Annotated in this window: 14 protein-coding genes and 2 tRNA genes; 9 read left to right on the forward strand and 7 right to left on the reverse strand. The window is 38.2% G+C overall.

Annotated features, from left to right (window positions below):
* Window positions 1-188: 188 nt before the first annotated feature.
* From H5126_RS07600 to H5126_RS07615, 4 genes are all read right to left on the reverse strand, one after another.
* On the reverse strand, window positions 189-1,436 hold the full coding sequence (locus tag H5126_RS07600; RefSeq protein ID WP_182694075.1) for an amidohydrolase family protein: 1,248 nt from the start codon (window positions 1,434-1,436) through the stop codon (window positions 189-191).
* Between the two features lie 12 nt (window positions 1,437-1,448).
* Window positions 1,449-2,831, reverse strand: a complete 1,383-nt coding sequence (locus tag H5126_RS07605; protein ID WP_182721115.1) for an amidohydrolase — start codon at window positions 2,829-2,831, stop codon at window positions 1,449-1,451.
* A 100-nt stretch (window positions 2,832-2,931) separates the two neighbouring features.
* Complete coding sequence (locus H5126_RS07610; protein ID WP_002962505.1) at window positions 2,932-3,717, reverse strand: hypothetical protein; 786 nt, start codon at window positions 3,715-3,717, stop codon at window positions 2,932-2,934.
* Between the two features lie 226 nt (window positions 3,718-3,943).
* Complete coding sequence (locus tag H5126_RS07615) at window positions 3,944-4,636, reverse strand: hypothetical protein (protein WP_024603971.1); 693 nt, start codon at window positions 4,634-4,636, stop codon at window positions 3,944-3,946.
* Window positions 4,637-4,760: 124 nt separating this feature from the next.
* On the opposite strand from H5126_RS07615, the gene H5126_RS07620 reads away from it, so the two are divergent.
* Together H5126_RS07620 and H5126_RS07625 are read left to right on the forward strand one after the other, a co-directional pair.
* Window positions 4,761-5,633 (forward strand): fructosamine kinase family protein, encoded by an 873-nt coding sequence (locus H5126_RS07620; protein WP_182721114.1) that lies wholly within the window; start codon window positions 4,761-4,763, stop codon window positions 5,631-5,633.
* A 103-nt stretch (window positions 5,634-5,736) separates the two neighbouring features.
* Complete coding sequence (locus H5126_RS07625; RefSeq protein WP_002962509.1) at window positions 5,737-5,940, forward strand: CPXCG motif-containing cysteine-rich protein; 204 nt, start codon at window positions 5,737-5,739, stop codon at window positions 5,938-5,940.
* A gap of 1 nt (window position 5,941) precedes the next feature.
* Here H5126_RS07625 and H5126_RS07630 read toward each other — a convergent pair whose 3' ends face one another.
* Window positions 5,942-6,568 (reverse strand): riboflavin synthase subunit alpha, encoded by a 627-nt coding sequence (locus H5126_RS07630; protein ID WP_182721113.1) that lies wholly within the window; start codon window positions 6,566-6,568, stop codon window positions 5,942-5,944.
* Between the two features lie 128 nt (window positions 6,569-6,696).
* Here H5126_RS07630 and H5126_RS07635 point away from each other — a divergent pair, with 128 nt between their 5' ends.
* From H5126_RS07635 to H5126_RS07650, 4 genes are all read left to right on the forward strand, one after another.
* Window positions 6,697-8,067 carry an MATE family efflux transporter gene (locus H5126_RS07635; RefSeq protein ID WP_182721112.1) on the forward strand — a complete coding sequence of 457 codons (1,371 nt, stop codon included), beginning with the start codon at window positions 6,697-6,699 and terminating at the stop codon, window positions 8,065-8,067.
* A complete protein-coding gene (locus H5126_RS07640) occupies window positions 8,030-9,094 on the forward strand; it encodes a DUF3080 family protein (protein WP_182721111.1) in 1,065 nt (354 codons plus the stop codon). The genes H5126_RS07635 and H5126_RS07640 overlap by 38 nt, the downstream gene beginning before the upstream one ends.
* A 113-nt stretch (window positions 9,095-9,207) precedes the next feature.
* Window positions 9,208-9,284: transfer RNA gene (locus H5126_RS07645), tRNA-Val, on the forward strand.
* 213 nt (window positions 9,285-9,497) lie between these two features.
* A tRNA-Val gene (locus tag H5126_RS07650) sits at window positions 9,498-9,574 on the forward strand.
* A 605-nt stretch (window positions 9,575-10,179) separates the two neighbouring features.
* Here the strand turns inward: H5126_RS07650 and H5126_RS07655 are convergent.
* Window positions 10,180-10,671: a MarR family winged helix-turn-helix transcriptional regulator gene (locus H5126_RS07655; RefSeq protein WP_182681183.1), complete on the reverse strand. Its 492-nt coding sequence runs from the start codon at window positions 10,669-10,671 to the stop codon at window positions 10,180-10,182.
* A 202-nt stretch (window positions 10,672-10,873) separates the two neighbouring features.
* Here H5126_RS07655 and H5126_RS07660 point away from each other — a divergent pair, with 202 nt between their 5' ends.
* From H5126_RS07660 to H5126_RS07670, 3 genes are all read left to right on the forward strand, one after another.
* On the forward strand, window positions 10,874-11,821 hold the full coding sequence (locus H5126_RS07660) for a PDR/VanB family oxidoreductase (protein ID WP_182721110.1): 948 nt from the start codon (window positions 10,874-10,876) through the stop codon (window positions 11,819-11,821).
* Window positions 11,822-11,857: 36 nt separating this feature from the next.
* Window positions 11,858-12,910 carry an aromatic ring-hydroxylating dioxygenase subunit alpha gene (locus tag H5126_RS07665; RefSeq protein ID WP_058429815.1) on the forward strand — a complete coding sequence of 351 codons (1,053 nt, stop codon included), beginning with the start codon at window positions 11,858-11,860 and terminating at the stop codon, window positions 12,908-12,910.
* Window positions 12,911-13,156: 246 nt separating this feature from the next.
* On the forward strand, window positions 13,157-14,509 hold the full coding sequence (locus H5126_RS07670; RefSeq protein ID WP_404936168.1) for an MFS transporter: 1,353 nt from the start codon (window positions 13,157-13,159) through the stop codon (window positions 14,507-14,509).
* A 69-nt stretch (window positions 14,510-14,578) separates the two neighbouring features.
* On the opposite strand, the gene H5126_RS07675 is transcribed toward H5126_RS07670, so the two are convergent.
* Window positions 14,579-15,535: a PDR/VanB family oxidoreductase gene (locus H5126_RS07675; protein ID WP_182695749.1), complete on the reverse strand. Its 957-nt coding sequence runs from the start codon at window positions 15,533-15,535 to the stop codon at window positions 14,579-14,581.
* Window positions 15,536-15,545 lie beyond the last annotated feature (10 nt).

Consider the following 15,545-nt stretch of genomic DNA (forward strand, 5'->3'; position numbering starts at 1 on the left):
TATTTAATTATTTAATTATTTAATTATTTAATTATTTAGTATCATACCAATTCGCTTAATTAAGTGATCAACTTTGAGGCAAGAAAATCTTGTCGATAACAAGGCAAAAATTTCGTTATTTAGTTGCTCTATATCAGAAATTTTTAACGCAGTTACCGTCAGATTTAATCCCTCAAATTGATTAAGTATTATTGCGGGTTGGTATAAGCACGTGGCATTTTTGAATCTGTCGTATAGCGGTCACGCAGTTTATCTTGACGAGATTGTGTAGAAACCTCAACGCCATTAATAAACATTTTGCTCACATGGCTGCTTAACTCAAACGGGTCATTACTCCATATTACTACATCAGCAGCTTTGCCTACTTCAAGGCTACCTGCATTAATACCAAATACATCAGCAACGTTTGATGTAAGCGCTTTTAACGCACCTTCTTGGCTCATACCATACGACACAGCATTACCAGCATCAAAACGTAGCTGATAAATATTGTGACTTGCATCACCACCTACCGTTAATAATACTTTAACGCCTGCTTTTTCAAGCACACTAGCATTATCTAAACTCGCATGAAGCGAATCAAAGCTTCCTGGTAAGCTATCCATTGCACTAATAATCACTGGAATATTTGCTTTAGCAACGCGCTCTTTTACTACAACAGCGTCTTGTGCGCCGTTAAGAACTAAATTAATGCCAAATTGCTCTTTTACTTTAATTAGCTCAATAATATCCGCCGCACGCGAAACGCCAACCACTAATGGCATTTCACCACTGAGTACTTTAGCCATTACTTTATCTTCAGTACTTGGCTTGTCGTCATCTTTTTTCGCTTTTTTACCAGCTTTATTTTTGTGCTCATCAAGCTTATTAATAAGTGTTTGCAAAGTAAAAGCACGTGAGCCTTTACTACGCTCACCTAAGTAAACAATTAAAGCCGCTTGTTTTTGCATGTCACTGTCAAAACTACCACTTAAATCAACAACACTCGCAAGGCCTGAAAAAATGCTATCGCCGCCATGAGGAGTAATTACATCGCGTGTTACGCCGCCTTTACGAGCGTAAGGAATTAAGCTTGAATGTGCGTTATAAGCAAGGCTTACATCAAAATCAATACCGGCTTTTTCTTCACCTGCATCGCGAGAGCCTGCAACTGCACTTACTTCAACCAAACCAAGTTGATTAATACTTGCTATAAAGCCAGGGGTTACAATTTGGCCCTTTGCATCAATAATTTGATCTACTTTAATTTCAGTTGGGTTAATCGCTGTGATTTTACCATCTGTCATTACAATGCTTGCCGCTTCTAATACACCTTGATCAGAAGACGTATGCAATGTTGCATTAATAATTGCTAGCGATTGTGCGCTTACAGCACCAGATGCTAATAATCCTGCAGCAACCAGAGAAAGCGAAAACGAACGTGATAAATTTTTCATTCTGGGTGCTCCTTATTGTTGACCTAACATAAAATCACTTGTTGCTTGGTACGCGCTGTCTTTTCTATCGTAAACCTTTGCACCATCAACAAACACTTGTTCAGCTTTAGCATAGACACTAAATGGGCTTTGATTCCAAATAACAACATCGCCCTGCTTACCCGCTTCTAGTGAACCTGTTTTGTCATCAATACCTAACGATTTAGCAGCGTTAGACGTGATCCATTTAATAGCGTGTTGCTCAGAAATATCAAAACCATTTTCGTTAGCTCGGTACATCACCTTGCCCGCTTCTTGGTTTAAACGCTGAATAGTAGTATCTGAATCTGAGTGAACAACTGCACACGAGTTTTTAACCGCATCAACAATAGCCACGTTTTCTTGAACCATATCGTAGGCTTCCATTTTAAAGCCCCACCAGTCTGGCCAAAGTGCAGCACACGAACCATTTTGCGCAAGTAAGTCAGCAATTTTATATGCTTCTACACCGTGATGAAAAGTACCCGCGTGGTAACCAAACTCTTTTGACAGGTCAATCATCATTGCCATTTCTTCAGCTTTATAACAATGATTATGAATACGTACTTCGCCTTCAAGCACACCGCGTAGCGTGTCGTGTTTAATATCACGTACTGGCGCTTCTGGGTTTAAACCGGCTTCGTAATCAGCATCGTATTTATCCCATGCACGTTTGTACTCAGCAGCTTCAGCCCATGCCATACGGTAACCAGCCATATTACCCATACGGGTTGAAGGCAATACACCTTGACGACCATAAACACGTTTAGGGTTTTCACCACACGCCATTTTTAAACCATACGGCGCCTCTGGAAATTTCATCCCTTGCATAGTGTGCGCTGGTACGTTTTTAAGCGTAACGCCGCGTCCACCAAATAAGTTAGCTGAGCCTGGTAAAATTTGTAGAGAAGTAATGCCGCCTTCGCGTGCACGATTAAAGCCTGGATCTTGTGGCCAAACAGAATGCTCGACCCACACTTCTGCAGTGTTAGGGCTGGTCATTTCGTTACCATCTTGATGCGACTCGACCGACGGACTTGGGTATGCGCCTAAATGTGAATGTACGTCAATAATACCCGGTGTTACCCATTTTCCTTGTGCATCAATTGTAATATCAGCAGTGGCTGTTAAGTCTTTACCGACTTGTTGTACTTTACCATCAACAAGTAATACATCAGCCTCATCTAAACGCTCACCAGTACCGGTAAGTACTGTTGCATTTGTAATAAGAGTGCTTGATGTAGAAATTGGCTGATAAGTACTTGGGTAAGGATTTTTGTTAATTGTTATTTTATCGTCTTGTGGGCCGTTTTCTTGGCAGCCTACAAGTGCAGCAGCTAAGCCAACCGCTAATAAAGAAGGTGCAAATTTTTGCATGTTGTTTGGATCTCCTGTTTTTTTGCTACTTTAGCGAAACCTAAAGGATAAAGCCAAAAAAACAGGTGAAAACGCAGTTAATTAAGATGAATTTCTGTAATTATTTCTTTATATAATTGTTATATAGCTTTTCAAGCGCACCTTCGGTGGTAAGCGAGGGATCTTTACTAATAAAGTGCTTAACCGTACGCGTTACAAAATCAGAGTTTTGCTTATGTAGCTTAGAAAAATCTTTAATAAGTGTATTACCATCTTTAGCCGCCGTTACTTTGTCATGACGATGACGATACTGGCTCAATGCTTTATTAAAATCGCCTTGATAGTCTTCAACCAAAATTTTATAAAAGTCGCTTTTTTGAACATTTAAATCGTTAATGCAGTAATTTAGCGCCTCTTTAAAGTCGGTAAATATCATGCCTTCTACATCAAACTCTTTTGTTTTTTCGCGCACTGCTACTTTGGCATCTTCTGTGGCATAGCTAAAACCCGTAAAGGCTAAACGCTCAGCGGCTTCTTTGCCTAATTTCATACCCGCTTGAATACTATGGGCAAACTCGTCGCTCATGTCGCCAAGTTCGCTTTCTTCCCACATGTTATAAACGCGCAGTGGTTTAGCATATTTATTTGAGAGCTTTTTTTTAAGCTTGGTAAAGCGCTCATCAATCGTCATCAGTCTTTCGTTATGTAAAAGTGCATGGCACTCATAACACGCAGGAATAGAGATAAAGTCAGCCTCTTCACCTAAATCAACGATACTTTGTAGCATATGCAGTGGCGGACAATGATCGCGCTCTGTCGCTTCACAGCCACAATAAAAACACTGATTAAAATGCTGCTGATCGCACGCGTATGCTTGCTGATAATAACTGGCTAACGTTTTGCTCACCGTTGCTCCTAAAAAAACACGACTAAATTATGGGGGCGATAATAACAGCCTGAAAAAATAAGTTATACCAATTGCATTAAATTAGTGCTCTATTATTTCACTAAGAAAATAGTGCAATAACAGGCACAAATAACAACGTGTAGTTATTCTATACAAATAATTTTTAACGCAGTAAGTACACTATTTAATGCTATCGAATGATTAAGTTTTTTATTAGTCGCTAGATTTAAATAACGGCCGCTATTAAACCAAATAAACCACCAAACACACCGCCCCATACTACAAGCCAGCCTAGGTGCTCGCGGATCATGGTCTGAATAATCTCTTTAACCATTTTAGGAGTAAGCTCATCTAAGCGCTCATCAACTAGTTTAAGCACCGTTTTATGTAGGCTTTCTGCGCTATTACCTTGTGAAAGTGTTTGGCTTACTAATGCTTTAAAGTCGTCAGTTTGAGAAATCTCACTAAGCGACAATTGCATTTTTTCAATAAACTTTTCACGCATCGGCTCTATTGCCGCTGTACCGCCAAACATTCCTAGCATACTACCAAACTGAGACTGCTCTATTACCTCTAACAAATTGTCGAATGCAGGGTTTAGATCAACATTGCTAATTATTGGCTCAAAGTCGATATTGGGCTGCGCTTTATTGAGTAAATTATTAATTTTTTGCTCTGAAAAAAACTCCGTTAATATCAGGTTTCGTATAGCTACTTTAAAGCTTTCAAACTTAAGCGCTATAACACCAGAACCATATAAAAACGGGACTTTTTCGAATAACATATGAATAGCTAATAAATTAGTTACCGCGCCAGAAAGTGCAAATAAACCAACAGACAACACAATTGCTTGGTTAAACATAAAACCTACAACAACACATAAACCCGCTAGCAAATTGGTTATTAAACTTTTGTTCATTTTAACTCCACTACAGTAAGTGTAATTTTATTCAATATAGCCGTTAATTTTACAACGTTTAGATTGTTAAATTAATACCTTTTTGCCATAGTTTAAGTATCTGTTTAAAAGGCGAGCAATTGTTATGTGGAAAACAGTAAATGAGCACATCAGCCGAGCCATCAATTTTGACTTTAAGCACACCTACAAACGCCAATTACAAAGTACAAACACCGACAAACTATTTCATATTACCAATGGTACGCATAACTACCTCGTTAAAATAGCACTAAAAAGCGAGCTCGAGCGTTTAGAAAGTGAATTTATTGGCTTAAAGCTTTTGGCGCAAAATAGTAATTTTAAAGTACCTGAATGTATTACAACTGGTGCAAATATAGAGTTTTCGTTTATTATTTTACAATGGCTCGTTTTAGATAAACAACCCCACGACACGTGGACTAATATGGGGCGTAACCTCGCTAAAATGCATCAAAAACATGACCAAGCTATGTTTGGTTTTGATGTAGATAATTATCTAGCCACAACCATACAGCCAAACCGCTGGCACAAAAAGTGGGATGTATTTTACGCCGAAGAGCGTATAGGGTGGCAATTACAACTACTCGCTGAAAAAGGCATTAACTTTATTGAGCCCGAACGCTTAATTAATACCGTAAAAGAGCAACTACATAGCCATCAAGTACAACCTTCATTACTGCATGGCGATTTTTGGCGTGGCAATATGGGATTTTTAAAAGCAGAACCAACAATATTTAACCCGGCTTGTTATTATGGTGATCGGGAAGTGGATATTGCAATGAGCGAACTATTTGCCCCACTGCCTAAAGACTTTTATAGCGCCTATAACGCGCACTACCCGCTTTCTCAAAATTACGAAAAGCGTAAGTTAATATACCAGCTATACCCCATTTTAAATCATGCCAACATCTTTGCCGGTCACTATCTTACTGAAGCTAAACAACATATAGAAAAGCTGGTATTTGAAGGTATAAAATAAATGTCATAAGCTGCATTTCAACACTATATTTAATGAGTAAGTAGACGTTCATCTGTAAGCGATTAAGTTGAACCTAACTTAATTATTTATAACTGGAGTGATTATGAAAGATTTTTTATCACAACGAATAACGTGCCCACACTGCGGACACCACATACATCTAGACTTAGACGCAAGCAGCGGCGATCAAGACTATATAGAAGATTGCACTGCCTGCTGTAACCCAATTCATTTAAATATGCATATAGACCATGCTAATAATAAATTGGAGCTACACGTAGACAGTGACGACGAACAAATATTTTAACTTAAGCCTGATGGCGTAAGTAGTTCTCTACCGTATTTACAATAGTGTAAGTTTGCTGATCAACTTCAATATTAAACTTGTCACCCACTTGCGCTGCACCAATGTTTGTAATGGCGAGCGTTTCCGGAATTAGGTGTATCCAAAAACCTTGTTCATCAACTTCGCCTACGGTTAAGCTTGCGCCATTTATAGCAACAAAGCCTTTATATAACACATACTTTTTCCACTCTTTTCGCAAGCTTAATTGTATTTTACAGTTATTCTCAAGTTTCACTATTTGAGAGATTTGTGACGTACAATGAATATGCCCAGACACTATATGCCCACCTAGCTCAGTACCAAACGTAACAGAGCGTTCGTAATTTACTAAACTGCCTAGCTCAAGCAAGCCTAAATTAGTTAACTTTAGAGTTTCGTCAATCACATCAAAATGCACTTGCGCCACCACATCATGATTACTTAGCTCAACTTGCACAACCGTTAAACAACAGCCATTAATAGCAATACTTGCGCCTAAATCTAAATGCTTAACGTACTCATCGCTCACCGATACAACTAAGCGTAACACACCATCAGCTTGAGTTTTAGAGACCACTGTTGCTTGTGTTTGCACTATTCCTGTAAACATAAAATCACTTAAAATTATTACAAAGTGCTAGTTTAACGTATCAACTCATAAAATCATTCACTACTGTGATTTTTATTTGAAACGCAATAGATTACAATTGCCGCCTGTTTTATCTAATAGCTTTTTTTATGACCTTTTGCAATTGGGAAGCCAAGCGTTTACTTTCCCTAGCCTTACCTGTTTTTTTAGCACAAGTTACACTTATTTTAATGTCGGTAGTCGACACAATTATGGCCGGCCAAGTTAGCCCTACTGACTTAGCTGCACTTTCTATTGCAACAGGAATATGGAACCCATTATTACTTGCTCTGCAAGGTATTTTATTAGCGCTTACTGGTATTATTGCGCAGTTTTCGGGCAGTGATGACCGCAAAGGCATTAGCCACTATTTTCAACAAGCGCTTTATTTAACCGCTATTTTAAGCTTTACAGGTTTTGGTATTGCCCATTTAGCAGATGCCATTATTTTAAAGCTCGATACAACGCCTGCTATTGCAAACCTTGCCATTGACTACATCCATTTTGTGAAATGGGGTGTGTTTGGATTTTTAATTTTTACAGTATACAGAAACGTTACCGAGGGCATGGGGATGACCAAACCCGCCTTTTATATAAGCCTATTAGGTTTAGCCGTTAATATTCCAGTAAATTATATTTTCATAAATGGCTTATTTGGTTTTCCTGCTTATGGCGGCGCAGGCTGTGGCATTGCCACAGCAATTGTTTTAACTGTTATGGCAATAGCACAAGTTACTTACTGCCAAATGAGTAAAAAGGTAGATGCTAAAGGCCTGCTTTCATCATTCGAAAAACCTAATTTCACTACCATTGGTATTATTACTAAGCTAGGTATACCAATTTCACTTGCAACCTTTTTTGAAGTCACTTTATTTGCGTGTATACCGCTATTTATTGCGCATTTAGGAGCAGTGGCTGTATCGGGGCACCAAATAGCAGCGAGTGTAACTACATTGCTGTTTATGATGCCACTGAGCCTCTCTATCGCTATAAGTATTCGTATTGGTAACCTATATGGTCAAAATAATTTACTGCAGTTAAAAGTTGCCGTATCGACTAGTTACATATTAGCTATTGTAATTGCACTATTTTTGGCACTTATGACTTTTACAGGTCGTGATTTAATTAGCCAACTTTATACCGACAGTCCCGCAGTAATGGCTCTGGCTTCATCAATTATGATACTAGCGTGTGTCTACCAGTTACCCGATGCATTACAGGTTGCTGCAAATGGCATGCTTCGTGGGTTAAAATACACCACGCCTATATCGTATATTACGTTTATATCGTATTGGTTAATCGGCTTTTGTTTAGGTTACGTATTGGCAAGAACAGACATAATTGTGCCAGCTATGGGGCCGCATGGCTTTTGGGTTGGAATAATAGTAGGCCTTAGTGTCGCTGCTATTTTATTAATGCTAACAGTAAGAAAGCGTCTAAAATATGAATTTGTTAACAGTGATTCACTCAATCAAAACTAATAAACTCAGCCTTAAAACATTACCAGCTGCTTTGCTGGTAATGTGTTTTTTAATGCTTACAGGCTGCAACAAACCACAAAGTACTGTAAACGCTACTTATATTGAACGCTTAAGTAGCACAGTTGATACAAGCACCACAGAGCCTGCGCCACTCAAGCAACTCCCTTTACTGCAGCCTCCCCCAATAGCACAAAGTGACTTAACATTGAGTATTGTGGAGCTTGCAGGCATTAGCCAATGTAAGCTTAACGTGCTTATAAGTGAGCACAATAACCAATTAGGAAAAACAGCCAGCGCTGCTGGGCAATTAAAATATCAAATAAACTTTATTAAAAGTGCGCAGGTTTGCTTAAATACGCTTGATAAAAATAGCCCTAGTTACACAAAAATACTCGCAGCCAAAAACTATAAAGAAACACACCTAATGTACTTTTTTAATACCATGTTATTTAAAGAACCTGAGTTAAATCGTACCTGGCAACTCACCTCAAACGAGCTCACTACTGAACCCGCTGGTTTTCGCGATACCGTATTTGCGCTAAAGCAACTTGTACTCATTAAACAGCAAATTAAGGCTAAAGAATTTAGTGAAATTAATAGCGACTCTATTTTTAGTGCACTCGAGCAGCTTAATAAATTTCAATTTAACCAAGCACTCATTCAATCAGTCCGCATGCAGGTCGTGTTAAATAACAACGCTACACAGTTTGTAAAAACACTAAACTTTAATACGCTGTGCCCAGAGGATAAAAATAATAAAAACGCAAAAATCATAAGCAACGTATTTCAAAAGTTTTACCTAAAAGAAATTCAGCCCTATCAAGCGCAATTAACTGGTTATCTAGAGGTACTACAACCGCTTTATAATGAGCTTTGGTTTAACGAAAGTATCTCAAGCCCTCAAATTAATAACTTAGTAAAAACGGGCTCAACAAGTAACTTACTGAACTTACTTAAAAGCTCAGCTAAAAAACATGTGGTTTGGTGGCAAGGTTTTTATAAAACGTGTGAAATAAGCCCAATATGAATAAAAAAACGGCAAATAAACTCAAAAACAACAAACTTGCTTGATTCACCAACCGCCACGCTATATATTAGCCGCCGTTGTTAAGCAATTAACACTTACTTAAATAAAGTAATACGACTGTAGCTCAGTTGGTTAGAGCACTACCTTGACATGGTAGGGGTCGGTGGTTCGAATCCACTCAGTCGTACCAACGTTTAAAAAAGTATAATTGAAGGAAAAAGCACTACCTACTCTTGATCACCCGGTCCAAAGGTCAGTAGTTCGAATCCACTCAGTCGTACCAACATTTAAAAAAGTATAATTGAAGGAAAAAGCACTACCTACTCTTGATCACCCGGTCCAAAGGTCAGTAGTTCTAATCCACTCAGTCGTACCAACATTTAAGTAAAACCTCAAAAATTGTACGACTGTAGCTCAGTTGGTTAGAGCACTACCTTGACATGGTAGGGGTCGGTGGTTCGAATCCACTCAGTCGTACCACTTCAAAGTAATAAAAAAAAACTAAAAATACCGAAGAATAAGCACTACCTACTCTTGATCACCCGGTCCAAAGGTCAGCAGTTCGAATCCACTCAGTCGTACCAACATTTAAGTAAAATAAATAAAAGTACATCTGAAGGAAAAAGCACTACCTACTCTTGATCACCCGGTCCAAGGGTCAGTAACTCGAATCCATTCAGTCGTACCAACATTAATAAACGTATAATTGAAGGAAAGAGCACTACCTAATCTTGACCACCGGTCCAAGGGGCAGTAACTCGAATCCACTCAGTCGTACCAATTAAACTATACATTTCAAACGGTTAAAAACCTAAATAATCTATCTATATAATTTTTACGCTGAATTTAAATTCTAAGTTTTTATTATTTTGTATTCAAAATTTAGAACTGACTAGAACCAAATCCAAAAAACCGTCCTAAATATTATGCTTTTCATCGAGTTGTTCCTAAAACAATATCTGAACGCCTAAAGCTATTTTCAGTTAAAATAGACCACTTCTTAGCAAGTGTATAACTTTACAGTAGTTTAGATTGAGCAACAAAAAATTTAAACAATTACCTTTCAACAGTTTGAGGAAGAATCCCTATGTGGTATTACTTACCTTAAACTCATTTACTTGCTTAATGTTTTTATTTAGTTTTAACAATACCTCAATAAGTGTATCAAGCTCTTTTTGTGAAACCCCTTGTAATAACAATCTTTCTCGCTCTAAAGCTACATAGAGAATTTTATCATGTAACTTTTCACCTTTTTCCGTCAGCTTTGCTAATGATGAACGACCATCTTTAGCATTTTTTATAAAGCTAATATGGCCTAACGTTTGTAATTGTTTTAAAGCTCGACTAACAGCTGCTTTATCTAGGCCAATCACCTGACAAATACGATTTGCAGAAATGTTAGTTTCTACTTTCAGCATCGCTAATACACGCCACTCAATAACGCCTACATTAAAGTTTTTTCGATAGCATACAGATGCACCACTTGAGAGTTTATTAGAAAGAAAATTTACAAGCGCAGGTATATATCGTTCAAGATCTAGCTGCTTAGCACTAGGTTCTTTGGGTTTAGAAGGCATTGGTTTTTCCAATTTTTAGGTATAAATAAATTTTACTAGGTAAATCTTGAGATTAAAACTATTTATGATCATTGCTTATTACGAGCAAAGAGTTTTACATTCATAACGTTAACACTAAGTTAATCTCTACACCCAAATTATAGTTGACACCTCAACTATAATTCAACATTATAAACATAAAGTAACAAACATTAGGAACTTTATGTTTTCAGTAAACGTACGCAGTAAAAAGGTTGAAACACCTAATATTGTCAGTTTTGAGCTAATACCTATAAATGGGCAAGCTTTACCTAAATTTGATGTGGGTAGCCACATTGATGTGGTGCTTAATGATAAAATAACTCGTCAGTACTCACTTATCAGCCATCCTCAATCCGATGAGTTTTATAAAATAGCTGTATTAAAAGATGCCAATTCACGAGGAGGCTCAATTGCACTTCACTCTGATGTGCAAGTCGGTGATACATTATCAATTTCTGATCCTCGCAACCTCTTTGCACTCAATTCAACTCATAATAAAGCACTATTATTCGCAGGCGGTATAGGCATTACTCCGATAATCTCAATGGCAAGAGAGCTTGATATTAACGGCGTTGATTTTGAGCTTCATTATCATGCTAAATCCCCCGTAGAGGCTGCTTTTTATCAAGAATTGCTAGAGTGTTCATTTTCTGAAAAGGTATTTTTTCACTTTTCAACCCAGCCAAAAAAAGATGCCAAAGAACTTATTGGTGAATTTAAAACGAATACGCATTTATACACTTGTGGCCCAGCAGCTTATATGGAATATATTTTTGACAGTGCAAAATCAAATAACTGGAAAGACGAGTACTTACACAAAGAAAATTTTAAAGCTGAACCTAAAGCAGAAGGTACTGAAGATATTCCGTTTAAGCTCATTTTGAGCCGTTCAGGCTTAGAAATTGATGTTTCTGCAGAGCAAACCGCACTAGAAGCAATGGAAGATGCGGGTATTGAGTTAGACGTATCATGCGAAATGGGAATTTGCGGGACATGCGTTACCTATGTGACATGCGGTATACCCGACCACAGAGATGAATTCTTTACTGCTGATGAAAAGGCAAAAAACGATAGGTTCACACCCTGTTGTTCAAGAGCGTTAAGCGACTCTCTAACGCTAAATTTATAGAGAAAATTTTAACACTAGACTTTACACGAGACACTTATGACCACACATACACAAACTAATTCGGACACTAAAACCCCCTTTCCTCTTAACATGTGGTACTTAGCAGCACTAAGCAAAGAGTTAACCGACAAGCCACTAGCTCGCACTTTATTAAACACCCCTATAGTTTTATTTAGAGATGCACAAGGCCATGCTAGCGCACTTGAAGATCGTTGTTGCCATCGCCAACTACCTTTATCGATGGGAACACTTGAAAAAGAAGGATTAAGATGCGGTTATCATGGTCTATTATTTAATGGCCAAGGCCAATGTCTTGAAGTACCAGGGCAAAAAAAAGTTCCAAGAAAAGCAAAAGTAACGCCTTTTACACTTAAAGAGCAAGATGATTTAATTTGGATTTGGTTTGGTTCAGAGCAAGGCTCAACCCCTGATCAAGACCCACCTCGCTATCTTTATCATTCTGACGAAAAATATGTTTACGATGGTGATGTATATCACTACCAAGCACCATTTCAACTCATACATGACAACTTACTCGATCTTAGCCACTTAGGTTACGTACACCTTAAAACGATTGGTGGTGACGCTAAAACGCATATGCATGCACAAATGGATGTAGAAGCTATAGGTGATAAAGTGACCGTAAAACGTTACATGCCAAATTCAACCCCGCCACCAACATATACAGCTGCTTATCCATTTAAAGATAAAATAGATCGCTGGCAAGAAATTGAATTCTATCCATCACATTTAAGGATATGGACTGGCGGTATTGACGCAAACAGTGAATCGGTAACTAACCCTAACCGTGGCGGCTTTCATATGCGTGGCTTACATTGCATAACTCCAGAGACAGAAGAAACATGTCATTATTTTTGGACTATATCAACAAACCCAACAACTGATATTGAAAACGTAAAACAAAAAGTAGTAGAACAAACTCGTTACACGTTCAATGAAGACAAAGTGGTTATTGAAGCGCAACACAAATCAATGAAGCACTTTAAAGGGCAACCTATGATTGATATCCATGTTGATACCGGTGCAAATCACGCTAGGCGAATAATTAAGCGCTTATGTGAAGCTTAAAGGCTTGTTTTAATTATATTAACTCAAACTGAGGTATTACTTTTTCAATGGCCTACAAAGTAATACCTCATCATATTGGACCAAAAATACGCTAATTAAAAATTACGTAGATACTTAGTAGACCAGCTTGCTACCTCTGTTGCTATTAGCAATAATAAACGCATTAAAAAACCCATGTTCTCAAACACCACCTTTTATTATTTTTATAGTCTATGCGTTTAAGGATCATATTTGTTTAAACTCCCTATTACTAACATCGCGCTTATAATTGTATGCAGCGGATCTATTATCGGACCTCTCGGCATGGCCGGCGTCAACATAGCTATTCCAAATCTTGCCGAGGATTTACAAGCAAGCGCTAAAATGATTGGTTGGATGCCGACCCTTTACTTACTTAGTAGCGTGATATTTATGCTGCCTTGCGGGAAAATAGCCGATAACTATGGTCGAAAACGAGTATATGCATTTGGTTTAGGCCTAAATGCACTAGCATCACTGATGTGTGCTATTGCGTCATCAATTGAATGGGTACTTTTTTGGCGTTTTGTACAAGGCGCTGCAGGTGCCATGATTTTTGGTATTGGTGTTGCAATTATTACTTCTATTACGCCAAATAATAAAAGAGGCATGGCACTGGGCACCTCTGCAGCGTGTGTGTATATAGGCTTAAGTGCAGCCCCTGCAATAGGCGGTTGGCTCACCGAAATATGGGGATGGCGGGCTGTATTTTACTCTCAAATTCCGCTTGTCCTTCTGCTACTACTTGCTATTAAACTTTTTTTACATGGTGAGTGGAAAAACGATAAAAAATCCTCGTTTGACTGGTGGGGTACTGCGCTTTTCTCACTCTTTGCAATATGTTTAGTATTAGGACTCAGTGATTTACCCACTATGACTGGATGGGGTTTAACATTACTTTCGGTAATAAGCTTAGGATTATTTATTATTCACCAAAGTAAAAGCAGGCGACCACTAATCAGAGTACAAATGTTCTTAGAAAGCAGAGTATTTAGCTTATCGCTGTCTACATCGTTTTTAATGTACGCCAGTAATTTTTCATTGGCTTTTTTGTTAAGCTTATATCTGCAGTATATTAAAGGGTTAAGTCCTTCTCATGCTGGCCAAATCGTGTTACTGCAAGCGGTTTCTATGGCCATTATGGCACCATTGTCCGGTAAACTTTCAGATAAATTACAGCCACGCATAATAGCTACATTTGGCTGTATAATTGTTATGGTCAGCTTTTTTTTACTATCACTGTTATCTATGGACTCAAGTATCACATACATTAGTGGCTCACTGTTATTGTTAGGTATTGGCTTTGGCTTATTCTCAACGCCTAACAATAATGCAATTATGGGTGCTGTAGATAAGAATGAGTTAGGCGTAGCCTCTTCTTCCATGAATTTATCACGAACAATTGGTAATTTATTTGGAATGAGCTTGGTAAATTTAATTGTGCATTATTACTTAGGGGACAGCACGTTTTCAGCGCAACATAGTCATGCTTTAATGAGTACAATTTCACTCGCGTTTAACGTGTCTTTAGGCTTTGTAATTCTAGCAAGCTGTATCTCGGCATTTCGTGGGAAAGCCTAAATTATGCGTTGCTGATACGGGTTACACGTATAAAAGTAATTATAAATCGTTTTATACGTGTAAGTGTATTTATAAATCGAGTGTTATGGACCCTGTTTTTGCTCTTGAACAACACGGCATAATCAACTTGCCTTGTGCTTTTTCTTTGTCTGTTAAAAAAACATCGCGATGTTCCGGATTGCCTTCCACTACACCAGTTTGGCAAGTGCCACAAACTCCTGATTCACACGCAACTGGTATAAATATCCCATTAACCTCTAGCACTTGAGAGATAGACTGCCCTTCGCCTACAGTAAACTGTTTACCTGAGCTAGCAATTTTTATAGTGAATGACGTGTCTTCTGAAATATTTTCAGCAACCACTGGTGCGGCGAAGTACTCTCGATGCAATCTCTCCTCAGACCAACCCAGCAAACGAGCATGATTTAATACATATGTTATAAACTCAGCAGGGCCACATATATACAAGTCAGTATCATGAATATGCTCACTTAGCACCTGTTCTACATCCATACGACCCGATTGCAATTCTTGGCTAAAGTGAAACGCTATTTTATCGCTAAACGACCCTAATTTTAATGCTTCAACAAATGCTGCAGTTTCAGAAGATTTAGCGCAATAGTGAAATGCGAAAGGTGTCCCTAAACTATGTAATGTTTGAGCCATCGTTAATAATGGCGTAACCCCTATTCCACCTGCAATCAGTAATGTATTTTTCTTTGGATTCAGCAATGAAAAGTGATTTTTAGGTTCACTTACTTCGACTCTATCGCCTATTTGTAGGCTATGTACCTCTGCTGATCCACCACGAGATTGAGGATCTTTTAATACTGCAATTTCGTAGTAACGTGGGTCGCACTGTAACCGACATAGAGAATATTGACGAAGCAAACCATTTGGTAGCTTTATATCAATATGTGCACCTGCCTCAAATGGGGGCAAATCCTCATTGTCAGCGCATCCAAGTACGAGCCTAACAACCGCCTTTGCTTCAACGACCACATTTTTAACAATAACTGAAATCATCCTAATTCCC

It is taken from the genome of Pseudoalteromonas sp. SG45-3 (assembly GCF_014164075.1).
Lineage (GTDB): Bacteria > Pseudomonadota > Gammaproteobacteria > Enterobacterales > Alteromonadaceae > Pseudoalteromonas > Pseudoalteromonas distincta.